This is a genomic window from Geodermatophilus sp. SYSU D00758, assembly GCF_054049955.1.
On sequence record NZ_JBJGYK010000038.1, the window covers coordinates 1 to 23,544 of the forward strand.

24 protein-coding genes are annotated in these 23,544 nt (G+C 76.7%); 12 read left to right on the plus strand and 12 right to left on the minus strand.

All coding sequences use genetic code 11. The features are described from left to right. Positions 1 to 126: 126 nt before the first annotated feature. Both ACI8AC_RS20485 and ACI8AC_RS20490 read right to left on the minus strand, forming a co-directional pair. Complete coding sequence (locus tag ACI8AC_RS20485; RefSeq protein ID WP_456899680.1) at positions 127 to 1,065, minus strand: DUF5926 family protein; 939 nt, start codon at positions 1,063 to 1,065, stop codon at positions 127 to 129. A 49-nt stretch (positions 1,066 to 1,114) separates the two neighbouring features. Further along, a complete protein-coding gene (locus tag ACI8AC_RS20490; RefSeq protein WP_456899681.1) occupies positions 1,115 to 1,657 on the minus strand; it encodes a YceI family protein in 543 nt (180 codons plus the stop codon). Between the two features lie 208 nt (positions 1,658 to 1,865). Here ACI8AC_RS20490 and ACI8AC_RS20495 point away from each other — a divergent pair, with 208 nt between their 5' ends. The 3 genes from ACI8AC_RS20495 to ACI8AC_RS20505 are packed head-to-tail and all read left to right on the plus strand — an operon-like array spanning position 1,866 to position 5,322. Next, the gene (locus tag ACI8AC_RS20495; protein WP_456899682.1) at positions 1,866 to 3,074 is read left to right on the plus strand and encodes a cytochrome P450; all 1,209 of its coding nucleotides are present in this window, start codon (positions 1,866 to 1,868) and stop codon (positions 3,072 to 3,074) included. Next, positions 3,068 to 3,718, plus strand: a complete 651-nt coding sequence (locus tag ACI8AC_RS20500) for a DNA alkylation repair protein (protein ID WP_456899683.1) — start codon at positions 3,068 to 3,070, stop codon at positions 3,716 to 3,718. The genes ACI8AC_RS20495 and ACI8AC_RS20500 overlap by 7 nt, the downstream gene beginning before the upstream one ends. Continuing rightward, positions 3,706 to 5,322, plus strand: coding sequence for a long-chain fatty acid--CoA ligase (locus tag ACI8AC_RS20505; protein WP_456899684.1), 1,617 nt, complete (start codon positions 3,706 to 3,708; stop codon positions 5,320 to 5,322). Before ACI8AC_RS20500 ends, ACI8AC_RS20505 begins: the two co-directional genes overlap by 13 nt. 43 nt (positions 5,323 to 5,365) lie before the next feature. Here ACI8AC_RS20505 and ACI8AC_RS20510 read toward each other — a convergent pair whose 3' ends face one another. After that, on the minus strand, positions 5,366 to 5,695 hold the full coding sequence (locus tag ACI8AC_RS20510; protein WP_456899721.1) for a rhodanese-like domain-containing protein: 330 nt from the start codon (positions 5,693 to 5,695) through the stop codon (positions 5,366 to 5,368). A gap of 83 nt (positions 5,696 to 5,778) precedes the next feature. Here ACI8AC_RS20510 and ACI8AC_RS20515 point away from each other — a divergent pair, with 83 nt between their 5' ends. Together ACI8AC_RS20515 and ACI8AC_RS20520 are read left to right on the plus strand one after the other, a co-directional pair. Then, positions 5,779 to 6,291: a PH domain-containing protein gene (locus tag ACI8AC_RS20515; protein ID WP_456899685.1), complete on the plus strand. Its 513-nt coding sequence runs from the start codon at positions 5,779 to 5,781 to the stop codon at positions 6,289 to 6,291. Between the two features lie 60 nt (positions 6,292 to 6,351). Then, complete coding sequence (locus tag ACI8AC_RS20520) at positions 6,352 to 7,908, plus strand: PH domain-containing protein (protein ID WP_456899686.1); 1,557 nt, start codon at positions 6,352 to 6,354, stop codon at positions 7,906 to 7,908. Here ACI8AC_RS20520 and ACI8AC_RS20525 read toward each other — a convergent pair. Together ACI8AC_RS20525 and ACI8AC_RS20530 are read right to left on the minus strand one after the other, a co-directional pair. Beyond that, complete coding sequence (locus tag ACI8AC_RS20525) at positions 7,859 to 9,223, minus strand: glutamate mutase L (protein WP_456899687.1); 1,365 nt, start codon at positions 9,221 to 9,223, stop codon at positions 7,859 to 7,861. The genes ACI8AC_RS20520 and ACI8AC_RS20525 overlap by 50 nt on opposite strands. Positions 9,224 to 9,306: 83 nt before the next feature. Further along, on the minus strand, positions 9,307 to 9,984 hold the full coding sequence (locus ACI8AC_RS20530; protein WP_456899688.1) for a response regulator: 678 nt from the start codon (positions 9,982 to 9,984) through the stop codon (positions 9,307 to 9,309). Between the two features lie 63 nt (positions 9,985 to 10,047). Here ACI8AC_RS20530 and ACI8AC_RS20535 point away from each other — a divergent pair, with 63 nt between their 5' ends. The 3 genes from ACI8AC_RS20535 to ACI8AC_RS20545 all read left to right on the plus strand — a co-directional run bounded on the left by ACI8AC_RS20535 (position 10,048) and on the right by ACI8AC_RS20545 (position 12,065). Then, a complete protein-coding gene (locus ACI8AC_RS20535) occupies positions 10,048 to 10,767 on the plus strand; it encodes a sensor histidine kinase (RefSeq protein ID WP_456899689.1) in 720 nt (239 codons plus the stop codon). 120 nt (positions 10,768 to 10,887) lie between these two features. Beyond that, positions 10,888 to 11,748, plus strand: coding sequence for a manganese catalase family protein (locus tag ACI8AC_RS20540; protein WP_456899690.1), 861 nt, complete (start codon positions 10,888 to 10,890; stop codon positions 11,746 to 11,748). A 92-nt stretch (positions 11,749 to 11,840) separates the two neighbouring features. Further along, positions 11,841 to 12,065 (plus strand): hypothetical protein, encoded by a 225-nt coding sequence (locus ACI8AC_RS20545; RefSeq protein ID WP_456899691.1) that lies wholly within the window; start codon positions 11,841 to 11,843, stop codon positions 12,063 to 12,065. 236 nt (positions 12,066 to 12,301) lie between these two features. Here the strand turns inward: ACI8AC_RS20545 and ACI8AC_RS20550 are convergent, their stop codons facing one another. Next, on the minus strand, positions 12,302 to 13,915 hold the full coding sequence (locus ACI8AC_RS20550; RefSeq protein ID WP_456899692.1) for a solute symporter family protein: 1,614 nt from the start codon (positions 13,913 to 13,915) through the stop codon (positions 12,302 to 12,304). Then, positions 13,908 to 14,321 (minus strand): DUF485 domain-containing protein, encoded by a 414-nt coding sequence (locus ACI8AC_RS20555; protein WP_456899693.1) that lies wholly within the window; start codon positions 14,319 to 14,321, stop codon positions 13,908 to 13,910. Before ACI8AC_RS20555 ends, ACI8AC_RS20550 begins: the two co-directional genes overlap by 8 nt. Before the next feature lie 161 nt (positions 14,322 to 14,482). Between ACI8AC_RS20555 and ACI8AC_RS20560 the strand changes: the two genes are divergently transcribed. The 3 genes from ACI8AC_RS20560 (at position 14,483) to ACI8AC_RS20570 (ending at position 17,707) form a co-directional block, all read left to right on the plus strand. Continuing rightward, positions 14,483 to 15,793, plus strand: coding sequence for a Rieske 2Fe-2S domain-containing protein (locus ACI8AC_RS20560; RefSeq protein ID WP_456899694.1), 1,311 nt, complete (start codon positions 14,483 to 14,485; stop codon positions 15,791 to 15,793). A 97-nt stretch (positions 15,794 to 15,890) separates the two neighbouring features. Then, positions 15,891 to 16,457 (plus strand): hypothetical protein, encoded by a 567-nt coding sequence (locus ACI8AC_RS20565; protein WP_456899695.1) that lies wholly within the window; start codon positions 15,891 to 15,893, stop codon positions 16,455 to 16,457. A 32-nt stretch (positions 16,458 to 16,489) separates the two neighbouring features. After that, positions 16,490 to 17,707, plus strand: a complete 1,218-nt coding sequence (locus ACI8AC_RS20570; RefSeq protein WP_456899696.1) for an MBL fold metallo-hydrolase — start codon at positions 16,490 to 16,492, stop codon at positions 17,705 to 17,707. A 51-nt stretch (positions 17,708 to 17,758) separates the two neighbouring features. Here the strand turns inward: ACI8AC_RS20570 and ACI8AC_RS20575 are convergent, their stop codons facing one another. Both ACI8AC_RS20575 and ACI8AC_RS20580 read right to left on the minus strand, forming a co-directional pair. Next, on the minus strand, positions 17,759 to 18,406 hold the full coding sequence (locus tag ACI8AC_RS20575) for an HAD family hydrolase (protein WP_456899697.1): 648 nt from the start codon (positions 18,404 to 18,406) through the stop codon (positions 17,759 to 17,761). Positions 18,407 to 18,437: 31 nt separating this feature from the next. Then, complete coding sequence (locus ACI8AC_RS20580) at positions 18,438 to 19,292, minus strand: Fpg/Nei family DNA glycosylase (protein ID WP_456899698.1); 855 nt, start codon at positions 19,290 to 19,292, stop codon at positions 18,438 to 18,440. 137 nt (positions 19,293 to 19,429) lie between these two features. Between ACI8AC_RS20580 and ACI8AC_RS20585 the strand changes: the two genes are divergently transcribed. Beyond that, the gene (locus ACI8AC_RS20585; protein WP_456899699.1) at positions 19,430 to 20,638 is read left to right on the plus strand and encodes an amidohydrolase family protein; all 1,209 of its coding nucleotides are present in this window, start codon (positions 19,430 to 19,432) and stop codon (positions 20,636 to 20,638) included. Between the two features lie 24 nt (positions 20,639 to 20,662). Here the strand turns inward: ACI8AC_RS20585 and ACI8AC_RS20590 are convergent, their stop codons facing one another. From ACI8AC_RS20590 to ACI8AC_RS20600, 3 genes are all read right to left on the minus strand, one after another. Next, positions 20,663 to 22,174 carry a malic enzyme-like NAD(P)-binding protein gene (locus tag ACI8AC_RS20590; RefSeq protein WP_456899700.1) on the minus strand — a complete coding sequence of 504 codons (1,512 nt, stop codon included), beginning with the start codon at positions 22,172 to 22,174 and terminating at the stop codon, positions 20,663 to 20,665. 73 nt (positions 22,175 to 22,247) lie between these two features. Next, positions 22,248 to 22,688 carry an SRPBCC domain-containing protein gene (locus tag ACI8AC_RS20595; RefSeq protein WP_456899701.1) on the minus strand — a complete coding sequence of 147 codons (441 nt, stop codon included), beginning with the start codon at positions 22,686 to 22,688 and terminating at the stop codon, positions 22,248 to 22,250. A gap of 10 nt (positions 22,689 to 22,698) precedes the next feature. Next, the gene (locus ACI8AC_RS20600; RefSeq protein WP_456899702.1) at positions 22,699 to 23,511 is read right to left on the minus strand and encodes a class I SAM-dependent methyltransferase; all 813 of its coding nucleotides are present in this window, start codon (positions 23,509 to 23,511) and stop codon (positions 22,699 to 22,701) included. Positions 23,512 to 23,544 lie beyond the last annotated feature (33 nt).

The window sequence follows — 23,544 nt, forward strand, 5'->3', positions numbered from 1 at the left end:
CCCCCCCCCCCGCACCGGCCCCAGCGGCGGCACGCCCCCCCCCCCCCCCCCGCGCGCCCCCCCCCCCCCCCCCCCACCCCCACCCCCCCCCCGGAGGGGGGCGGGGGCGGCGGCGGGGGCCGGGGCTCAGCGCAGGGTGATCTGCCGGGACAGCAGGCCGGCCCGGGCCCGCCGCTCGTCGGCGGTCAGCGGGTCGGTCGCCTCCAGCGCCCGCTCGAGGCGCTCCTGGAACTGCGCGGCCGGCGCGGCCCAGTCGGCCGCCGGGGTGTCGGCGGGCAGGTCCCACACCGGCACGAGCAGGCCGTGCGCCCGGAACGCGCCCGCGTACCGGGTGCCCTCCCCGAGGAGGACCTCCCCCGAGGCGCGCAGCCGGGCCAGTGCGTCGAGCAGCCGCTCCTCCGGCTCGGGTCGCACCCAGCGCAGGTGCGCCCGCTCGTTGCCCGGCCGCACCCAGTAGGCGGCACCGAGCCCGGGCAGCAGCTCGGTCGGCAGCACGGCCTGGTTGGCCTGCTCCAGGCCGGCCCGGGCGGCCGCCGAGGGCTCGGTGCCCTCCAGCCAGAAGGCGAAGTCGGGGTGCACGGTCACCTCGAACGGCGCCTCGAGGTCGACCAGCTCCTGCAGCCGGGGGCCGGCCGACCCCGCGCCGCCGACCGGGCCCGGGTCGACCGGGGCGCCCTTCGGGGCCTCGAGCGCGGCGGCCAGCGCCGTCCCGAGGTCGCGGCTGACGTCGTCGGAGGAGGCCTGCAGCTGGACGCCGAGCAGGATCTCCCCGTTGGCCCGGACCAGCGCCGGCGCGCCACCGGGGAGCACGCTGGCGAGGGTGACCTCGCGGCCGTCGGCGGTGCGCAGCGGGACGGTCGCCGCCGGGACCAGCTCCCGCAGCGCCACCCAGTGCGCTTCCCCCGGCAGGCCCTCGAACGGCCGGGTCACCGGCGGGGCGTACCCGGAGCCGTGGCAGTGCTTGTACCGGCGGCCCGAGCCGCACGGGCACGGCGCCTTCGGGTTGACGCCGCCCTGGTCGGTGGCGGGGGCAGCGGGACGCTTGCGGGTCGCGGAGCGGGCCATGGGGACGAGCGTAGGTGGCACGTCCGGCCCGGCCCCCGCCGCCCGCGGGTCAGAGGGGTGCCCGCTCGGCCACCAGGTCGAGCTCCACGTCGGCGGTGCGGCCGACCATGCCGCGCTTCTTCGTGATGCCGAAGTCGGTGCGGTCCAGCCGTGCGGTGGCGTGCAGGCGCGTGACCCCGTCGGCCACCTCCACGCGGTCGATCCGCAGGGTCACGTCCCTGGTGATGCCGTGGGCCTCGAGCTCGCCGTGCACGAGCCAGTCCGCGCCGTCCGGCCGGACCGCCCGGCCGGTGAACCGCGCCCGGGGGTGGGTGGCGCTGTCGAGCAGGTCGGGGCCGGTGACGTCGCGGTCCCGCCGGCGGTTGCCGGACGCGAACGAGCCGGTGTCGACGGTCGCCCGGACCGTCGACGACTCGACGGGGTCGGCGACGACCATCTCGCCGTCGACGAGGTCGACCGTGCCGTGCACGGTGCCCAGCCCGAAGAGGTGCGTGACGTGCAGGCGCACCGTGCTGCTGGCGGGGTCGATCCGGTGGGTGCCCGGCGCGGGGAGGGCCCCGCGCGGCGCGGCGCTGCCGGCGGATCGGCTCATCGTGATCTCCTCCGGTTCGGCGTGCGGTGGGTCACACGGCAGGAACGCCGACCGGCCCGTCGGCATGCCCGCCCCCCGGCCGCGCGCCGACCGCCGCGGCGAACCCGACGGCGGCCGGCCCGAGGAGCTGTCGCGGGAGACGGCGGGGGCCGGCTCCGGCGTCGTCCACTCCCGTGCCGTGCCGGGGGCACTCCTAGGCTGCGCGGACATGACCTCGGCTCCTCCGCTGGACCTCACCGACCCCGCTGTCGTCGCCGACCCCTACCCGGCCTTCACCCGGGCGCGGGAGCAGGCGCCGGTGCAGTGGCACGAGGGGCTCGGCCTGTGGCTGGCGTTCACCCACGCCGGGAGCAACGCGGTGCTCCGGGACCGCCGGCTCGGGCGCATCTGGCGGGACCGCACCCCCGCCGAGCGGTTCGGGCAGTTCAACCTGATCCACCGCAACGCGCTCCTGGAGATGGAGCCGCCGGACCACACCCGGCTGCGCCGCCTGGTCAGCGCGGCCTTCGCGCGGGGGCACGTCGAGCGGCTCCGCCCGTGGGTCGAGGACCTCGCCCGGGAGCTGGTCGACGGCCTGGTCGAGCGCTCGGGCGGCGGCGAGCCGGTCGACGTCCTCTCCGGCATGGCCGAGCAGCTCCCGGTGGCGGTCATCGCCGAGCTGCTCGGCGTCCCGGAGGCCGACCGGCCGCTGCTGCGGCCGTGGTCCAACGCCATCGTGAAGATGTACGAGTACGGCCGGACGACGGCCGTCGAGGACGCCGCCGAGCGAGCCGCCGCCGAGTTCGTCGCCTACCTCCGGGAGCTCGCCGCCGAGCGCCGGGGGGCCCCGGGCGACGACCTGGTCAGCCACCTGGTCACCGTGCGCGACGCCGAGGGGGACCGGCTGACCGAGGACGAGCTGGTCACCACGTGCATCCTGCTGCTCAACGCCGGCCACGAGGCGACGGTGAACGTGAGCGGCAACGGGCTGCTGGCCCTGCTGGAGCACCCCGACCAGCTGGCGCGGCTGCGCGCGGAGCCGGCGCTGCTGCCCACGGCGGTCGAGGAGCTGATGCGCTACGACTCCCCGCTGCAGCTGTTCGAGCGCACGGCCACCGCCGACGTCGAGCTCGCCGGGGTGACCGTGCGCGAGGGGCAGAAGGTCGCGGCCCTGCTCGGCGCGGCCAACCGCGACCCCGCCGTCTTCGCCGACCCGGACGCCCTGGACGTCGGCCGAGCGGACAACCCGCACATCTCCTTCGGGGCGGGGGTGCACTTCTGCATCGGGGCGCCGCTGGCCCGCGTCGAGCTGCAGGCCTCGTTCGGGGCGCTGCTGGAGCGCACGACGCGGCTGGAGCTGGCCGCGCCCCCGCGCAGGCGCCCGGAGTTCGTCATCCGCGGCCTGGCCGAGCTGCCCGTCGTCCTGGCGCGGTGGTGACCGGCGCCGCCGCGGTGCTCGCCCGGCTGCGCGGGCCGGCCGACCCGGCGCGGCGGGCGGGGACGGCCCGCTACGGCATCGGCGGCGCGGACGTGCTCGGCGTGACGGTCGCCGAGCTGCGCGGGCCGGCCGCGGAGCTGGGCCGCTCGCACGAGCCGGCCGCGGGGCTGCTGTGGGACTCCGGCGTCCACGAGGCCCGGATCCTCGCCGGCGTGGTCGAGGACCCCGCCGCGGTCGACGGGCGCCAGCTCGACGCGTGGGCCGCCGCCTTCGACTCGTGGGACCTGTGCGACCAGGTCTGCCGGAACCCGGTGCGGCACACCCCGCTGGCCGGGGCCGAGGCGCTGGGGTGGAGCGCGCGGCCCGAGCCGTTCGTCGAGCGGGCCGCGGACGACCGGCCGATCGTGCGGAAGGGCGCCGGCTGGGCGCTGCGGCGGATCGGCGAGCGCAGCCCCGGCCTCCGCGCCCGCGCGGTCGGGACGGCGCAGGAACCCCGGTCGGGCCGGCGCGGGGCCCGCTGGGTCGGCGCCGACGCCCCGCGCGAGCTGCAGCGGCCGCCCCGCCGGCCGGGAGCGGAGGACCGGGGAACGCACCGGTGGAGCGTGGGGCAGGTCACTGGCACCATCACGCCATGCGTGGCCTGATGCAGGACTACCCCCTGACCATCGATGCGATCTTCCGGCACGTCGAGCAGCACTACGGCGACGGCACGATCGCCACCGCCGGCCCGGGCGGGGTGACCCGGGTGACCTACGCCGAGTGGGCCGAGCGGACCCGCCGGCTCGGCGGCGTGCTCGACACCCTCGGCATCAGCGCCGACGGGCGGGTGGCGACCTTCGGCTGGAACAGCCAGCGGCACCTGGAGCTGTACTTCGCCGCCCCGAGCAGCGGGCGGGTGCTGCACACGCTCAACATCCGGCTGTTCCCGGAGCAGCTCACCTACATCGCCAACCACGCCGAGGACGAGGTCGTCTTCGCCGACCGCAGCGTGCTGCCGCTGCTGTGGCCGCTCATCGACACCATGAAGACGGTCCGGCAGGTCGTGGTCATGGACGACGGCGGGGACAACGAGATCCCCGACGACCCGCGGGTGCTCGACTACGAGACGCTGCTGGCCGAGGCCTCCCCGGTCGACTTCCACGTCGACGACGAGTGGCGCGCGGCCTCGATGTGCTACACGAGCGGCACCACCGGCAACCCGAAGGGTGTCGTGTACTCGCACCGCTCGACGTTCCTGCACACGATGGGCGTGCTGATGCCCAACGCCTTCGGCCTGGGGATCCGGGACGTCGCCATGCCGGTCGTGCCGATGTTCCACGCCAACGCCTGGGGCATCGCCCAGGCCGCGCCCGCCGCGGGGGCCTCGCTGGTCATGCCCGGCGCGATGATGCAGCCGCAGGCGCTCGCCGACCTGATCGTGAACGAGGGCGTCACCTTCACCGCCGGCGTCCCGACCATCTGGCAGGGCGTGCTGCCGCACCTGGCCGGCCGGCCGCACAAGCTGCGCGACATCGGCTGCGGCGGCTCGGCGGTGCCCAAGGCGCTGTCCGAGGCCTACCGGGAGCAGGTCGGCCTGCCGATCCTGCAGGCGTGGGGCATGACCGAGACCCACCCGGTCGCCTCCTCCGGCATCCTGCCGCCGCGCTTCGACGACCTCGACGACGAGGGCAAGGCCGACCAGCGGGCCCGCGCCGGCATCCCGTTCCTCGGCGTGGAGGCACGCATCGTCGACGCCGAGACCTTCGAGCCGCAGCCGTGGGACGACAAGGCCACCGGGGAGCTCCAGGTGCGCGGGCCGTGGTGCGCGCAGGACTACTACAACCCGGACGCCGGCGTGACCCTGACGACCGACGACGGCTGGATGCGCACCGGTGACGTCGCCGCGATGGACTCCTTCGGCTCGATCCGGATCGCCGACCGCACCAAGGACCTCATCAAGTCCGGCGGTGAGTGGATCAGCTCGGTGGACCTCGAGAACGTGCTGATGAGCCACCCGAAGGTGAAGGAGGCCGCGGTCGTCGGCATCCCGCACCCCAAGTGGGACGAGCGCCCGCTGGCCTGCGTCGTCCTCAAGGAGGGCGAGACGATGACGGAGGACGAGGTGCTGGACTTCCTCAAGCCGAAGGTGGCCAAGTGGTGGCTGCCCGACGCCGTGGAGTTCATCGACGAGGTGCCCAAGACCAGCGTCGGCAAGTTCTCCAAGAAGGACCTGCGCAGCCGCTTCGCCGAGTACCCGACCCGAGGGTGAGTCGGAGTGCCGGGGCGCGGAGGAGGCGTCCCCGGCACTCCGCTCAGCGGACGAAGGGGGCCTGGCCGGTCTCGCTCACCAGGGGCCGGCCGGCCGCCTCCCACTCCCCCATGCCGCCGGCGACGTTGACGGCGTCGAAGCCGTTGGCGTTCAGCCACGCCGCGACCCGCGCCGAGCGGCCGCCGCTGCGGCACACCACGTGCACCGGGTCGCCGTCGGGCAGGTCGTCGAGCCGCGCCGGCACCTCGCCCATGGGGATGTGCGTCGCGCCGTCGATGTGGCCGTGCACCCACTCGTCGTCCTCGCGGACGTCGAGGACGACGGCGTCCTCGGGGACGTCGGCGGCGGGCACGGTCGGGACCTGCTGGGGCATCACCCGGCCCATGGTGCCAGCGTCACCGCGGCGGCCGCCGGGTCGCACCGCTCCCCCGCCGGCGCCGGGGGAGGATGGGGGCGATGAGCACCGCCCTGCCGCCCGTCCGCGACCCGGCGTGGTCCCTGTCGCGCTCGGCCATCGGGCTCTGGGTGACCGAGAGCGTCATCAGCTCGCTGTTCCTCGGGGTGGCCGTCGCCGCGTTCCTGGTGTTCGTCCCCGGCGAGCCGGGCACGCCGCTGCCGCTGCTGCGCTGGCTGGTCCCGATCGGGTTCCTCACCTACGCCGTGGTCGCGATCGGCATCCGGCCGTGGTTCAAGCACCGGGTGTACCGGTGGGAGGTCACCGGCGAGGCGGTGTTCACCCGCACCGGCTGGCTCAGCCAGACCTGGACCCTGGTGCCGATCTCGCGCATCCAGACCGTCGACGTCACCCGCGGCGTGCTCCAGCAGCTCTTCGGCCTGGCGACCGTCGCCGTCCTCACCGCGTCGAGCCAGGGCACGGTGCGCATCTGGCACCTGGAGCACGACGTGGCCCAGCGGGTGGCCGAGGACCTCGCCCTCCGCGCCGAGGCCGTCCGCGACGAGGCCACGTGAACGGATGCCACGTGAACGGATGCCACGTGAACGACGAGGCCACGTGAACGACGAGGCCACGTGAGCGACGTCGGCGAGGCCCGGAGCCGGGACGGCGCGCCGGTGGAGGGAGCCCCGGGGGTCGCCCGCCCCGCGGACGGCGGACCGGCCGACGGCGGACCGGGCGGACCCCGCCGGACGTCCCCCCGGGTCGTCCTGGCGCACACGATCACCTTCCGGCAGGCCCGTCAGCTGGTGCCGGCGCTCATCCCGGTGGCCGCCGTGACCGGCTTCGACGGGATGGGCACGGTCGTCCTCCTCGCCGTCGTCATCACGGCGCTGTCGCTGGCCGCGGCCGCCCTCTCCTGGTGGCGCTTCTCCTACCTCGACGGGCCGACGTCGATGGTGGTCACCCGCGGGCTGCTCACCCGCTCGGTCCGCACCGTGCCCAACGACCGGATCCGCGGCGTCGAGGTGGAGACGCCGCTGCTGCACCGCCTGCTCGGGCTGGTGCGGGTGCGCGTCGACGCGGCGGCCGGGGCGGTCGGCACGGACGAAGAGGAGCTGCTCGTCGACGGCGTGACCCGCGCCGAGGGCGACCGGCTGCGCGCCCACCTGCTGGCCCGCCGGCCGGCCGGCGCCACGCCCACCCCCGGGGAGGCCGCGCCGGGCCCCCCGCAGGAGGAGGTGGTGGCCCGCCTCGACACCCGCTGGCTGCTGTACGCGCCGCTGGTGGGCAGCTACCTCGTCGTCCCGCTGGCCGCCCTCGGCGCCCTGTTCCGCGTCCTCGACGAGCTGCCCCGGGCCCTGCGCCCGGACATCGCCGGCCCCGACCTGGGCGAGGTCCGCGTGCTCGTGCTCGTCCTCGGCGCGCTCGCCGGGCTCGCGCTGCTGGCCGCGGCCGCGGTGGTGGGGGCCGCGCTGGTGAACTGGCGGTTCCGGCTGGTGCGCCGGGGCGGCTCGCTGGTCGCCGAGCGCGGGCTGGTCACCCGGCGGCAGACCGAGCTGGAGGTCGACCGGATCCGCGGCGGGACGCTCAGCGAGGGTCTGGGCATGCGCTGGGTGCGGGCGGCCCGGGTCACCGCCCTGGTCACCGGGCTCGGGCAGGCCGGCCGGCGGGGGCAGCTGCTGCCCCTGGGCCCGCGCACCGAGGCCACCGCGCTGCTCGGCCGGCTGGTCGACGACCCGGGCCCGCTGCGGCCGCACCCCCCGGCCGCGCGCCGCCGGCGGCTGGTGCGCGCGCTGGGCACCGGGCTGGCCCTCACCGCGCTCGGTGCCGTGGCCCTGGCCGCGCTGGGCTGGTGGGTGCCGCTGGCGGCCGGGGTGGTGCTCACCCTGCTCGGCGTCCCGATCGGGCTGGGCCGCTACGCCGCGCTGGGGCACGCCGCGGGGCCGCGCAGCCTCGCCGTCCGCAGCGGGTGGCTGGTCCGCGAGCAGGCGGTGCTGGAGCGCCGGGCGGTCGTGGGGTGGCAGGTGCGGCAGAGCCCGTTCCAGCGGGGGGCCGGGCTGGCCACGGTGACCGCGTGCGTGGGGGCCGGCAGCGGCGGCTACGCGGCGGTGGACATGGCCGCCGGCGAGGTCCCGGGGTTCACCGCGGCAGCCTCGGGCCCGTGGGCGGGCACCCTGGCCCCCCGCTGACCCCCGCGCCGCCGGCCTCCTCGCCGAGGTCGGCGAGCAGCCCCGCCGCGGCCCCGGGGTGCTCCCCGGCCAGCAGGCCCGCCGCGGCGAGGACGTACCGCCGGTCGACGAGCAGCGCGGCACCGTCGAGGACCGCCCCGGCGCCCCCGCGGTCGGCGGCCACGCGGGCCACGGCGTCCGCGAGCGCCGCCCCGGACGCGTGCCGGAACACCCCGCCGGAGAGCACGACCAGACCGCAGGTGCGCACCCCGGCCCCGCCGGGGCCGTAGGCGGCCTCCCCGCGCAGGTGCCGGCGCAGCGCGACCGTCACCGCCGCGGCGCCCAGGTCCAGCGGCGCGTCCCCGTCGAGCGGGACGCCCTCCGCGGCCGCCGCCGCGCGCAGCGCGCCGGCGCTGGAGGCCACGCCCAGGTCGCCCTCCACCGTGCGCCGGGCGGCGGGGACGCCGACCGCCTCGCGGCCCAGCGCGGCCTGCTCGGCGTCGGGGTCGGGCACGCAGTAGACGTCCGTGGTCGCCCCGCCCACGTCCACCACGACCACCCCCGGCGCCGGCCGGCCCGAGCGCGTCGCGGCCAGCTCGGTGACCCCGGCGAGGACGGCGTCCGGGGTCACCGTGCGCACCCAGCCGGCCAGCCGGGGGTCGGTGGAGAGCCGGTCGCCGCCGATGACGTGCCGGAGGAACACCGCCCGGATCGCCGCCCGCGCCGACCCCGGCTCGAGCCGGCCGATGTCGGGCAGCACGTTGTCGGCCACGGTGACCGGGACCCCGCCGGCGGCCAGCGTGGCCGCCACCTCCTCCCGGACCGCGGCGTTGCCGGCCAGCACCACGGGGACGGGCCGGCGGGGGACCCCGCCGCCCCCCGGCACGCCCCCGCTCGCGCCGGGACCCTGCGGCGGGGCCGGAGCGGCCAGTGCGGCCGCGTTGTGCCGCAGCACCGAGGCCTCCCCGCCGTCCGTGCCGCCGACCAGCAGGACGACGTCCGGGGCGGCCGCCCGCAGCCCGGCCAGCGCCGCCCCGTCGAGCCGGCCGGCGGCCACGTGCACCACCCGGGCGCCGGCGGAGAGCGCCGCGCGGTGCCCGGCCTCGGCGCTGATGAGCTCCTCGTAGCCGACGACCGCCAGCCGCAGGCCGCCCCCGGCGCTCGAGCAGGCGAGCACCGGCGCGTCCCAGCCCGCGGTCGCCGACAGCACCCCGGCCACGACGTCGTCGAGGGTGGTCGGTGCCTGCGCGGTGGCCAGCAGCCGGCCGTCCGGCAGCTCCACGAGCGCCGCCTTGGTCCAGGTCGACCCGATGTCGACGCACGCCACCCCGGTCACCGGAGCACCGTAGACGGCGTGTGCTGATCTCCGACCTGGGTAGCTGCGCGGCGATGGGTGACGCGCCGGTTCCGTATGACCGGTCAGCCCTGCCCGTCGCCGAGGTGCACCCGCCCGGCCAGGGCGGCGGCCTCCACCCTCGTGGAGACCCCCAGCGTGCGCAGCAGCGCCGCGACCATCCGCTTGGTGGTGCGCTCGGAGACGTGCAGCGTGGTGGCGATCTCCACCGTGCTCACCCCGTCGGCGACCAGCCGCCACAGCCGGCGCTCCTCGGCGCTCAGCCGGTCGGCGACCGCCTGGTCCCCGGCGGGGGTGGCGTCGTCGAGCAGCTGCCGCAGCAGCGCCTCGGGCAGCACCGACCAGCCGTCGAGGACGGCCAGCAGCGGGCGCACCAGCGCCTCGGGGTCGGCGGTCTTGGGCAGGAAGCCCGACGCCCCGGCGCGCAGGGCGTCCAGGGCGGCGGCGGGCTCGGCCAGCCCCGACAGCGCGACCACGCGGGCCAGCGGGTCGGCGCGGCGGATCGCGGCGATGGCCCGCGTCCCGCCCGGCGGTGGCATGTGCAGGTCCACGACCGCGACGTCCGCGTGCTGGCGGCGCACGAGCGCGGCCGCGGCCGACGCGTCGTCCGTCGTCCCCACGACGCGCACCCGCCCGTCGCTCACCTCGGGCAGCAGGAGGGCGAGCCCGCGGGTGAACAGCGGGTGGTCGTCCACGAGCAGGACGTCGACCTCGGGTCGGCGCCGGAACCCGGCGTCGGTCACGGAATCCCCCTCGTCGGTCAGCACCGGCCGGCGCTTCAGACCGGACCGCCCCCGGAGGTGCCCATGACCCTGGTCGCCAACCCCCTGTCCCCTCCCGACCGACCGCACCTGATCGCCGACCTCGGCGCGCTGCTGCGCCGGGGGCTGCGCCGGCGCCCGCGGCGGGCCGCGCCGACGCCCGAGGACGCCGTCGTCCGGGCGCTGTGCCACGACATGCGCAGCCCGCTGGCCTCGCTGGAGTCCCTGCTGGCCGCCCTCGGGCGACCGGGGCTCCCCCCGGCCGAGGTGCTGGACCTGGCCCGCGCGCAGGCCGCCCACCTCTCCTCGATGCTGCGCACCGCGGCCGCCACCGGCGGCGCCCCGCCCCGGCACACCGACCGCCGGCTCGGGGACGTCGTCCGGGCGGCGGTGACCGGCTGCGGGCTGCCGGCGGAGCAGCTCACCCTCGAGGTCCGCGGCTGCGCCGGGGACGTGTGGGTCGCCGACGCCCGGGTGCAGCGGATCCTCTCCAACCTCCTGGAGAACGCCCACCGGCACGGCGACGGCGCCCCGGTGCGGCTGCTGGTGCGGTGCCGGCCGGGCTGGGTGGACCTCGCGCTCACCCAGGCGGTGGACCGGCCCGAGCGGGTGGTGGGGCACCTGCGCACCGACGTCCCGCCGGCGGACCTCACCGGCCTCGGGCTGTGGTCGGTGCGCCGGCAGGCCCGGGAGCTCGGGGGCCGCGTGGTGTGGGACGACGACGGCACCGCCCTGACGCTCACCGTGCAGCTCCCCGACCGCTGACGGCCCCGTCCTCCGATTGGCACGGGTGGGCCAGCGGGCGGCACGGGCGGGCCAGCGGGGGCGGGCACCCCCCTGGTGCCACCGCAGCGGTGGCGGCACGACGACGCGAGGGAGACCGCTGTGTTCACCCACACCCAGGCACTGCAGTACGAGGCCAAGCCGGACGGTCCGGACCCGGCCTTCGCCCGCCGGATGCAGGAGATCCTCGGCGGCCAGTGGGGCGAGATGACCGTCGCCACCCAGTACCTGCTCCAGGGCTGGAACTGCCGGCTGCCCGGCAAGTACAAGGACATGCTCCTGGCCATCGGCACCGAGGAGCTGGCGCACGTCGAGATGATCGTGACGATGATCGACCGGCTGCTCGACCACCAGCCGCTCAAGCCCGACGCCGCGGACCGGTCCAAGGAGGCGGCTGCCGGCTTCGGCAACACCAACCCGCAGCACGCGATCGTCAACGGGGGTGGGGCCTACTACCGCGACAGCATGGGCCTGCCGTGGAGCGGCGGGTACGTGACCGCCAGCGGCAACCTCATGGCCGACTTCCACTACAACGCCACCGCGGAGATGCAGGGCCGGCTGCAGGTCGCCCGGCTCTACAACATGACCGACGACCCCGGGGTCAAGGACATGCTCCGGTTCCTCATCGCCCGCGACCACATGCACCAGAACCAGTGGCTGGCGGCGATCGAGGAGCTCAAGGACGACGGGCTGGAGGGCCTCCCGGTGCCCGAGGCCTTCCCCTTCGACGAGGAGCCGGGCGACTACGGCCGGGCGTTCATCCAGGCCTCCGACGGGGCCGAGGCCGCGGCCGGGCGGTGGGCGCGGGGTCCGATGCCCGACGGCAAGGGCGAGTTCACCGCCCGGGCGATCGAGGCGACCGGCGACGCCCCGGTGCTGGCGCCGCCGGACCCGCGCCTCTACGGCACGCCGCAGACCGAGGCGCACGGCCTGCTGCAGAAGGCCAAGGACATGCTCACCTGAGCTGACCGCACCCCGCGCCGTCGCCGCGCCGGGGGCCGGGCCCGCCGTGGCCCGGCTCCCGGCCGGCGCAGCGCCTCTCCCGGAGGTCCTCGATGCACGTCCCCCTCCCCGCGGTGCTCCTCACGGTCGTCTACGCCACCGCGGTCGCCGTCGCGGTCGCCGGCGGGCACGCCCTGGCCGGCGCCGTCGTCCTCGCCGGGCTGGTCGCCCGCTGGGTGGTGCGCAGCCGCCGCGCCGGGCGGCTGACCGTCCCCGTTCCCGACCCGGCCCCCGCACTCACCGCCGAACCGGCCCCCGCCCCGGCGCGGGCGGCCTGATCACCCCGCCCCGCACGCACCGCCGTCCTGGTTCACCGTTGCCGGTCCTGGCTCAGCACCGGTCGTGAGCCAGGACCGGCGACGACCAGGTGACCTGATCACCGGGTCGCGGGCCGCACCGCAGGGCCCGGTGAGGTGCTGGCACGGCCTCCTGCAGGACCCGGTGAGGTGCTGGGACGGCCTCCCTGCAGGGCCCCGCCGCGAGCGTGCGAGCGGTGGGGGGCGGGGAGGTCCTTTCAGTGCTGGACGGCCTTCTCCGCCCCGATGCCGGTGAGGGCCCGCACCTCGAGCTCGGCCCACTTCTCCTCGTTCGGCCGCTCCTTGGTGAGCACCGTGCCCAGCCAGCCGAGCAGGAACGACAGCGGGATCGACACGAGCCCGGGGTTGCGCAGCGGGAACCAGGCGAAGTCGACGCCGGGGAACATCGACGTCTCGGTGCCCGACACGACCGGCGAGAACAGGATCAGACCCACGCAGGCGATGAGCCCGCCGTAGATCGACCACAGCGCGCCCTGGGTGGTGAAGCGCTTCCAGAACAGCGTGTAGAGGATCGTCGGCAGGTTCGCCGAGGCGGCCACCGCGAAGGCCAGCGCCACGAGGAAGGCGATGTTGAGCCCGGCCCGCAGGGCGAAGATGCCCAGCAGGATCGCCACCGCGCCGATGACCACGGCGGTGATGCGGGCGACCCGGACCTCCCCGTTCGGCGGGACGTCACCCTTCTTGATCACCGAGGCGTACACGTCGTGGGCGAAGGACGCCGACGCGGTGATCGTCAGGCCCGCCACCACGGCGAGGATCGTGGCGAACGCGACGCCGGCGATGATGCCGAGCAGCACGGTGCCGCCGAGCTCGAAGGCCAGCAGCGGCGCCGCCGAGTTGACCGCGCCCGGGGCGGCGGTGATCCGCTCGGCCCCGACCAGCGCCCCGGCGCCGTAGCCGATGACCAGGCTGAACAGGTAGAAGATGCCGATCAGCCAGATCGCCCAGACCACCGACGTCCGCGCGGCCTTGGCCGTGGGCACGGTGTAGAAGCGCATGAGCACGTGCGGCAGGCCGGCGGTGCCCAGCACCAGGGCCAGCGCCAGGCTGATGAAGTCCAGCCGGGTGGTGTCGCTGAGGCCGTACTGGGCGCCGGGCCGCAGCACCGCGTCCGTCCCGACCTCGGCCGCGCCGCCGAGCAGCGCGGAGAGGTTGAACCCGTACTCGGCGAGCACCCAGATCGTCATCACGCCGGCGCCGGCGATGAGCAGGGTGGCCTTGATGACCTGCACCCACGTGGTGCCGCGCATGCCACCGACGAGGACGTAGAAGATCATGAGCGCCCCGACGAGGATCACGACCACGGCCTCGGCGACCGCGCCGCTGACACCGAGCAGCAAGGCCACCAGGCCGCCGGCGCCGGCCATCTGCGCCAGCAGGTAGAACAGCGACACGGCCAGGGTGGAGATCGCCGCGGCGGTGCGCACCGGCCCCTGGCGCATCCGGAAGGCCAGGACGTCGGCCATCGTGAACCGGGCGGTGTTGCGCATCAGCTCGGCGACCAGCAGCAGCGCCACCAGCCAGGCGACGAGGAACCCGATGGAGTACAGGAAGCCGTCGTAGCCGTAGATGGCGATGGCGCCGGCGATGCCGAGGAACGACGCTGCGGACAGGTAGTCGCCGGCGATCGCCAGGCCGTTCTGCTGCCCGGTGATGCTGCGGCCGGCGGCGTAGTAGTCGGCGGCGCTCTTGTTGTTCCGGCTGGCCCGGAAGGTGATCGCCAGGGTGATGAGCACGAACACCCCGAAGATCGAGATGTTGAGGGCCGGCTCGCCGATGGTGGCGCTCTCGGCGGAGAGGACGTCAATCACGGGTGGACCCCTTCCGGGTGGAGGCGCCGCGAGCGGGGGCGTGGCCGTGACCCCCGTGGCCGGGGGCGTAGTCGTGGGCCTCGAGGCGCTCGCGCATCTCGTCGGCGATCGGGTCGGTGCGGCGGTTGGCGTGCGCGACGTAGAGGTGGGTGATGGCGAACGTCGACACGAACTGGCCGAGGCCGAGCAGGACCCCGACGTTGACGTTGCCGAACACGTCGGTGGACATGAAGTCCGACGCGTAGGTCGAGAGCAGGACGTAGAGCAGGTACCAGGCGAGGAACGCCACGGTCATCGGGAAGGCGAAGCGCCGGAAGCGCGCCTTGAGCTCGGCGAACTCGGGTGAGGCCTGCGCCTGGCGGTACTCCTCGGGTGTCAGCAGCCTGCGTTCGGCCGGTGGTGTCACGGTGTGCTCCCCTGTCGGTCGGGCCCCGTCACCGCATCCGGTGACCGCGGTCACTCTAGGGACCTGTCGACCCCGACGTCTGCGGTTCGGGACGGATTCGTGTCGCGCGACCTTTCGCCGCCGGTAACCGTCCGGGAACGCGGGCGCGCTGCACTGGGGGCGTGCGGCAGGAGACGACGGGCTGGTACCCGGTGGCGCGTGCCGCCGAGGTGGGGACGCGGCCGCTCCCGGTCGGGGCGGCGGGCCGGGCGTACGTCGTGGTCCGGCTCCGCCCGGGCGCGGAGGTGAGCGCGTTCCCCGCCCGCTGCCCGCACCGGCTGGTCCCGCTGGCCGCGGCGGGCGTCGTGGACGGCCGGCTGCAGTGCGCCCACCACGGCTGGCGGTTCGACGCCGGCGGCCGCTGCGTGCACATCCCCTCGCTCGGGCCCGAGGGGACGCCGCCGCCCCGGGCCGACCTGGCGGTGCCGTGGGCGGTGGAGGAGCGGTACGGCTGGGTCTGGATCGCCCCCGAGCGCACCGCCCGCCCGGTCCCCCCGCGACCGTCGGGCGGCAGGGCCCGCGAGCCGGTCCCCGAGCCGGCCCCCGAGCCGCCGGCGCCGTCGGGCCCGGTGCTCGGCAACCTGCACCCGGCCCTCGAGCACGCCTGGCACCCGGTGGCGCTGTCGAGCGAGCTGCGGCCCGGCGGGTGGCTGCAGGTGCGGCTGCTCGGCCGCACCTGGACGATGCGGCGCACGGACGGCGGCCTGGCCGCCGAGCCGACGCCGTGGGCGGTCCGCGAGCGGCTGGGCCTGGTCTGGCTGGCCCCGGCCGAGCCCTCCGACGTCCCCCTGGAGGTGCCCGAGGACGGCGACCGGCGGTTCGTCGGCACCTGGCTGCCGCCGGCGCGCTCCCCCGGCCCGGCCGGGCCGCTGGCCGACACCTTCCTCGACGTCGCGCACGCACCGTTCGTGCACCGCGACATCGGCGGGTCGCCGGACGCCGCCGGGATCCCCGCCTTCGCCGTCACCGCCGAGGACGGCGGTTTCCGGGCCGAGCTGGAGCGCGCCTACGAGACCCCGCACCACCCCGGCGGGCTCCCGGGGCCGCCGGTCCGGCGCCGGGCGGCCTACACCTACCGGGTGCCGTTCCAGCTCGCGCTGCGGCTGGACTCCGCGGAGAGCGGGGCGGGCACCACCGTCCTGTGCTTCCTGCAGCCGGAGGACGCCGACTCGACCCGCGTCTACGCCCGGCTGCTGGTCTCCGCGGGGCCCGGTGCCCGGCTGCCGTGGCCGGACGACGTCGCCCGGGAGGTCGCCCTCCAGCGCCGGGTGCTCGCCGAGGACCTCGCCCTGCAGGCCCTGCTGCCCTCCGCCGGCCTGCCCCTCGCCCCGGGGGAGGAGGTGCACGTGCGCGCCGACCGCCCCGGGGTGGCGCTGCGGCGGGCGCTGGGCGACTTCGCCGTGCGGGTCCGCGGCCTCCCCCGGGCGGCCTGAGCGGCGCCGTGTTGCGGAACGGTGACGGCGGGCTTCCGGCCGGGCACGGACGGGTAGCCGGAGCAGGTCCCTGGACGCGACGGACTGGAGAGACGCCATGCCCGCCCCCCGGCCCCTGCGCCGACGCCAGCTGATCCCTGCCGCCCTGTTCGCCGGAGCACTGGTCCTGACCGGGTGCAGCGACGAGGAGGACAACCCGCTGGCGGACTCCGCCGAGGAGGTCGAGGGCGGCAACGCCCAGCCCGACGAGCAGGTCAGCGGCAGCGTCACGGTCGCCTCGCTGCAGCTGGACTACCCGGAGGACGGGCTGATCGAGGCCGGCAGCGACGTGCCGCTCTACGCGGCGCTCTCCAACAACGGCACGACCGACGACCAGCTCCTCGACGTGGTCGGCGAGTCCTTCGAGGACGCCCGGCTGGTCGCCCCGGACGGCAGCGAGGGGTCGATCCCGGTGCCGTCGAACAACACCGCCTACCTGGAGCCGGAGGGTCCACCGGCGGTCACGCTGCTCGGGGTCGACCAGGACCTGCGCTCGTCGCAATCCCTGGAGGTCACCTTCGTCTTCGAGGACGCCGGCGAGGTGACGATGGAGGCCATGGTGGCCGCCGAGCCGCCCGGCGAGGGGGAGTTCGACACCCCGCAGGACCCGACGTCGGACAACTGACCGGACCCTCCCCGGCTGGGATGCTGGCGGGCGTGCCGTCCGCTCCTGCCCGCCGTACCGCGTTCGCCGTCGCCGCCACCCTCGCCGGACCCGCCGTCTGGCTCGCCCGGGCCGCCTGGGGCCTGCCCACCGCGCTGGGCGCCAGCCGGCGCGAGATCCGGCCCTGGGCCGCGGGTTCCCCGCAGTTCGCCGAGGGCCGGTTCCACAACCGGGTGGCCACCCCCGCGCTGCCGCCGGCCAGCGCCCGGCGGGGCCTGCTGCGGCAGATGCACGAGGAGCGGCACACCGGCCTGCCCGCCCGGCCGGTGCCGCTGGTGCGCCCGGAGCCGCCGGCCGAGGCCGGGGAGCTGGCGGTCACCTGGTACGGGCACTCGTCGGCCCTGCTGGAGGTCGACGGCCGCCGCGTGCTGGTCGACCCGGTCTGGGGGGACCGGGTGTCGCCGTCCCCGCTGATCGGGCCCACCCGGCTGCACCCGGTGCCCGGCCCGCTGGAGGAGCTCCCGCCGGTCGACGCCGTCCTGGTCTCGCACGACCACTACGACCACCTCGACCTGCCCACGGTGCGCCGGCTGCTGCGCACGCAGACGGCGCCGTTCCTCGTGCCGGTCGGCCTGGGGGCGCACCTGCGCGGCTGGGGCGTGCCGGAGGAGCGGGTCGTCGAGCTGGACTGGGAGCAGGCGACCGAGGTCGCGGGGCTCACCGTGACCTGCACTGAGGCCCGGCACTTCTCCGGGCGGTTCCTGACCCGTGACACGACGCTGTGGTCCTCGTGGGTGGTGGCCGGGCCGCGGCACCGGGTGTTCTTCGGCGGGGACACCGGCTACACCCCGGGCTTCGCCGGCATCGGGGCGCGGCTGGGCCCCTTCGACCTCACGCTGCTGCCCGTCGGGGCCTACAACGACGCCTGGAAGCACGTCCACATGGACCCCGAGGAGGCGGTGCGCGCGCACGGCGACCTGGGCGGGGACCTGCTCGTCCCGGTGCACTGGGCGACGTTCAACCTGGCCTTCCACCGCTGGGCCGAGCCGGTGCAGCGGCTGTGCGCGGCCGCCGAGCGCACGGGCGTCCGGGTGGCGGTGCCCCGGCCCGGCGAGCGGGTCGACGCGCTGGCCCCGCCCCCGGTCCGGGACTGGTGGAGCGCGGTGGGGTCGCTGGTCGACGAGCCCGACGCCGCCGGGGACGCCGGGGTGGGCAGCTCCGTGGCCGCCCGCGCCGCGTCCTGGCTGCTGGCCCGCCGCCAGGTCGACTAGGGGAGTGCCCGGTGCGAGGTCCTCTCGCACCGGGCACTCCGCTGGGCCTGCTCAGCCCAGCAGCGCGGCGACCCCCGGCAGGTCTGCCGCCTCGCGGTGCGGTACGGGGCCGGAGGGGTCGAGCCGGTGCCCGGGGCGGCGCAGGCGGACGACGTCCAGGCCGGCCTCGAGCGCGCCGCGCACGTCGCGCGCCGACGTCGCCACGTGCACCAGCCGGCCGCCGGCCCGCTCCCGCGCGCGCAGGTACAGCTCCGGGGCGGGCTTGTAGGCCCGCAGCCGCTCGGAGGTGAGCACGGCGGTGTCGTCGACGAGCGGGGCGACGCGGGTGCGGGCGAACACGGCGTCGTCGACGTTGGACAGGACGCCGACCCGCCGGCGCTGCGCCAGCGCGGGCAGCCCCGCCGGGACGTCGGGCCACAGCGGCCAGTCCCCCACCGACGCGAGCAGCTCGGCGGTGTCGGCGTCGGCGTCCCGGCCGATCCCGAGCTCGGCGTAGGTGGCGGCCAGGGCCCGGCGGCAGTGCTCGGTGAACGGCACCCAGGCGGGCTCGTCGCGCTGGGAGGCCTTGTTGTGCGCGTCCCACCGGTCGTAGAGGGCCCCGCCGTCCCCGCCGGTGATCCGGGCCAGCGCGGCCGAGCCGCCGCTGCGGGAGTCCACGAGCGCGCTGAACAGGTCGAAGGTGACCAGCTGGAGTGCCACGGCGCGGATTCTGCGCCCCGGCCACGCCGCTTCAGCGCAGGAGCTTGGACAGGCGCCGGTCGGCCAGCGGCTTGCCGCCGGTCTGGCAGGTCGGGCAGTACTGCAGCGAGGTGTCGGCGAAGCTGACCTCGCGGACGGTGTCGCCGCACACCGGGCAGGGCAGCCCGGTCCGGGCGTGCACCCGCAGCCCGGAGCGCTTCTCGCTCTTCATCGTCGCCGCCCGCTGCCCCACCTGGCGCTCGAGGGCGTCGGTGAGCGTGGCACGCACCGCCTCGTACAGGCGGAGCACCTCGTCGTCGGTGAGCCGGCCGGCCGCCTTGAACGGCGACAGCCGCGCGGCGTGCAGGATCTCGTCGGAGTAGGCGTTCCCGATGCCGGCCAGCACGGTCTGGTCGGTGAGGGTGCCCTTCAGCTGCCCCGTACGCCCCGCCAGGAGGGCGGCGAAGGTCTCCCGGTCCACGGCGAGCGCGTCCGGCCCCAGCCGCGCCACGCCCGGCACCTCCGCCGGCGACCGGACGACGTACACCGCCAGCCCCTTGCGGGTGCCCTGCTCGGTGAGGTCGAAGCCGTCGCCGCCATCCAGGTGCACCCGCACCGCGAGCGGCCCCTTGCCCGGCTTCGGCGGGGCCGCGGGCAGGCCGGTGCGCCAGTGCAGCCACCCGGCGCGGGCCAGGTGGACGACGAGGTGCAGGCCGGAGACGTCCAGGTCGAGGAACTTGCCGTACCGGGCGACCCCGGTGACCTCCAGCCCGGCGAGCGCGGACAGCGGCGGGTCGTAGGTCTTGATCGCCTGGACCGCGGCCAGGTCGACCCGCGTGACCACCCGGCCCACGGCGTTCTCGCGCAGGAAGGCGGTCAGCGCCTCCACCTCGGGCAACTCGGGCACCCGGTCATGATCCCCCGCCCGGGCGCCGGCCGTCGTCCCCGAACGGGTGGTCCCGCGGACCCGCCCGGGAGGACCGGTGACCTGGCACCGGACGGGCACCGGTGGCAGCGTGGGGCCGCGGGGTGAGGAGGGCTGCGGTGGGGACCACACCGGCCGGCGTCCTGGTCGAGGGGGCCCGGGTCTTCGACGGGCACCGCCTGCTGGCCCCGACGACCGTCCTGGTGCTCGACGGGCGGATCGCCGCGCTCGGCGACCGGCTCGGAGCACCGGCGGGCCTGCCCGCCGTCCGGGCCGAGGGCGCCACCCTCCTGCCCGGCCTGGTGGACGCGCACGTGCACCTGGCCCCCGGCGCGCTGCGGGCGGCCGTGCGCTTCGGCGTCACCACGGTGGTCGACATGTTCGCCGACCCCGCCGCCGTCCGGTCCGCCAAGGAGGAGGCCGCGACCGACCCCGCCACGGCCGACCTCCGCTCCGCGGGGATCGGGGCCACGGCCCCCGGCGGCCACCCCACCCGCCTCGTCTCCCAGGGGCTGCTCCCACCGTTCCCCACGGTGGGCGGCCCGGAGGAGGCAGCGGCCTTCGTGGCCGCGCGGGTCGCGGAGGGGTCGGACCACCTCAAGGTGGTGCTGGAGGACGGGACGACGACGGGCCGCCCGGTCCCGTGCCTGGACGGCGACACCGTGCGGGCGCTCGTCCGCGCCGCGCACGAGCGCGGGCTGCGGGCGGTCGCGCACACCCTCACCCGGGCCCACGCGCTCCTCGCGCTGGACGCCGGCGTGGACGGCCTCGCCCACCTGTTCCTGGACCGGCCGCCCTCGCCGGGGTTCGTCGAGGCCGCCGTCCGCTCCGGCGCCTTCGTCGTCCCCACCCTGACCTCGCTGGCGGCGCGGGCCGGGCACCCCCGCGGCCGCGCCCTCGCCGCCGACCCGCGCATCGGGCCCCGGCTGGACCCCCCGCAGCGGTCGCTGCTGGAGACGGCGTTCCCCGCCGGGCCGGGAGCACGGGCCGACCTGTCCTCCGCCACGGCGACCGCCGCCCGGCTGCACGAGGCCGGCGTCCCGCTGCTCGCCGGCACCGACGCCGGCAGCCCGGGGACCGCGCACGGCGCCGGCCTGCACGACGAGCTGGCGCTGCTGGTCTCGGCCGGCCTCCCCCCCGTCGACGCCCTGGCCGCCGCGACCAGCGCACCGGCCGCCGCCTTCGGGCTGCACGACCGGGGGCGGATCGCCCCGGGGCTGCGGGCCGACCTGCTGCTGGTCCGCGGCGACCCGGGACGGGACGTGACGGACGCCCGGGCCGTCGAGCGGGTGTGGCGCGGCGGCCGGGAGGCGTTCACCGCCGAGTAGCGGGACCGCCCCCCCGGCCGCCGCTCAGGCGGTGAGGCCGGTCCGTTCGGTGACCTGCGCGGTCGCCCCGGGCTCGGCCCGGGCCTGCTCGGCCACCGCCGCCGCGACGGCCTGCGTGACCGCGGGGTCGAACACGCTCGGGATGATGTAGTTCGCGTTGAGCTGGTCGTCGCGGACCACCGCGGAGATCGCCTCGGCCGCCGCCAGCAGCATCCCGTCGCTGATCTCCGTGGCCCGGGCGTCGAGCAGGCCGCGGAAGACCCCGGGGAAGGCCAGCACGTTGTTGATCTGGTTCGGCAGGTCCGAGCGGCCGGAGGCGACGACGGCGGCGTGCTGCCGGGCGCGCACCGGGTCCACCTCGGGCGTGGGGTTGGCCATCGGGAAGACCACCGCGTCGTCGGCCATCCGCGCCAGCGCCTCGACCGGCAGCACGTTGCCGGCGCTGACGCCGATGAACACGTCGGCGCCCTCGAGCGCCTCGGGCAGCTCACCGCGCACGCACTCCGGGTTGGTGCGCTGTGCGAGGTCCAGCTTGGCCGGGGACAGCCGCTCGTCGTCCGGGGAGAGGATGCCCTCGCGGTCCCACACCAGCACCTGGCGCGCACCGGCCTTCAGCACCAGGTGCACGATCGCCGTCCCGGCCGCGCCGCCGCCGGCGACGACGATCTTCACGTCCTCCAGCCGCTTGTCCACGACCCGCAGCGCGTTGCGGAGCGCGGCCAGCGCGACGATCGCCGTCCCGTGCTGGTCGTCGTGGAAGACCGGGATGTCGAGCTTCTCGCGCAGCCGGCGCTCGATCTCGAAGCAGCGCGGGGCGGCGATGTCCTCGAGGTTGATGCCGCCGAAGCCCGGGGCGAGCAGCTCCACGGTGCGCACGATCTCGTCGACGTCCTGGGTGTCGAGCGCGATCGGCCAGGCGTCGATGTCGGCGAACCGCTTGAACAGGACGGCCTTGCCCTCCATGACCGGCATCGCCGCACCCGGGCCGATGTCGCCGAGACCGAGCACGGCCGAGCCGTCGGTGACCACCGCGACGGTGTTGCCCTTGATGGTCAGCCGGCGCACGTCCTCGGGGTTCTGCGCCAGCGCCAGGCACACCCGCGCCACGCCGGGGGTGTAGGCCATCGACAGGTCGTCGCGGGTCTTCAACGGGACCTTGGAGGCCACCTCGAGCTTGCCGCCGAGGTGCAGCAGGAAGGTCCGGTCGCTGACCTTGCGGACGGTCACCCCGGGGACGGCGCGGAGTGCGTCGACCATCTCCTCGGAGTGCGACGCGTCGGCGGCCGAGCAGGTGACGTCGACGGTGAGCCCGTCGGAGCGCGAGTCCACGACGTCGATCGCGGTCACCGCGCCGCCGGCGGAGCCGACCGCGGTGGCGATGCGGCCGATCGAGGCCGGGTCGCCGTCGGCGGTGAGCCGCACGGTGATCGAGTAGGACGCCGACGTCACCGGGCCGCGCTGCGGCGCGGGCGGCGGGGTCGGCTCCCCGAGCGTGGTGTCGTCGGGGCTGCGGGACGGGACGGTGTCGGTGCTCATGGCGGGCCCCATCGTCCCATCCCGGGCCGGGCCGGCCGCGTTGCGGTCACAGCGGTCGCCGCTGCGCGGCGGGTCACGTGGGCGGGCGGGAGACGCGGCCCTCGGCCCGGGCCTTCAGCCCGGCGCAGAACTGCCGGAACGAGGGGTTGAGGTCCGGCGTGCTGCGGTCCAGCAGGGCGGCCAGCGGCCCGGTGTGGTCCTCGCGCACGGTGAGCACCGTGCCGCCGTCCTCCTGCGCGTCCAGCCGGTAGGTGCGGTCGATCGCCGCCAGGCCCAGCGGCAGGCCGGCCTGCCAGCGCATCACCTCGGTCGGGCGCAGCTCGGTGACGGTGACGGTGAAGGGCTTGTTCCGGATCATCGTGGCCACCAGGGTCAGCCGCTCGCCGAGCGCGACCCGCCCCTCGACCCGGTCGACACCGGAGTTCCAGTCCCGCCAGCTGCCGACGTCGACCAGCAGCGCCCACACGTCCTCGGGGGCGGCGTCGATCCGGGTGGCCGCCTCGTAGCTCCTCATCGCTGTCCCCTCATCCGGCGCGCACGGCGGTGGCCTGCAGGTAGGTGTTGGGCACCACGATGCCGCCTCCACCCCCTCGCGTGCACCTCGCCCACAGGTCGGTGAAGTCGGCCTCGAGCCGGCCGCGGCCGGCCTCGTCCAGCCGCTCCCAGGCCACGCGCACCGGGCCGAACCAGTCGCGGTAGCGCTGCCACTGGGCCGCCACGGACGGCGCGGTGAGGTCGACCGTGCGCTCGGCGAACCGGACGGCGGTGACCTCGCCGCGGCCGAGCAGGCCGGTCACGCCCTCGGGCGTCCCCCAGCGCAGCGGCTCGCCGGGCGTCTCCTCAGGGGCGTGCCGGGCGACCAGCTCGAGCAGCCGCCCGCCCGGCGCGTCGGGGCGCCAGGCGGTCAGGCCCAGGCGGCCGCCGGGACGCAGCACCCGCAGCAGCTCCCGGGCGGCCAGCTCGGCGTCGGCGGCGAAGACCACGCCGAAGGTCGAGACGACCACGTCGAAGGAGGCGTCGGGGAAGGGCAGCGCGCAGGCGTCGGCGACCTCGGTGGCGAACTGCAGGCCCTCCAGCTCGGCGCGCCGGCCGGCCAGCTCCAGCAGCTCCGGCACCAGGTCGCTGCAGACGACGTCGGCGTCGCGCCGGGCCGCCGCCAGGGCGGTGTTCCCCGTGCCGGCGCCCACGTCGAGCAGCCGGTCACCCGGTCGCACGGCGAGGTCGACCACCAGCTGCTCGCTGGCCGGCAGCAGCCGGACGCCGACCCGCTGGTAGTCGCCCGCCGCCCAGACCTCGCGCAGCCGGTCGGTGGCGGTGCTCGTCGAGGGGGCAGCCATGACGAGCAGTGTGCTCCCGGTCACAGCCCTCCG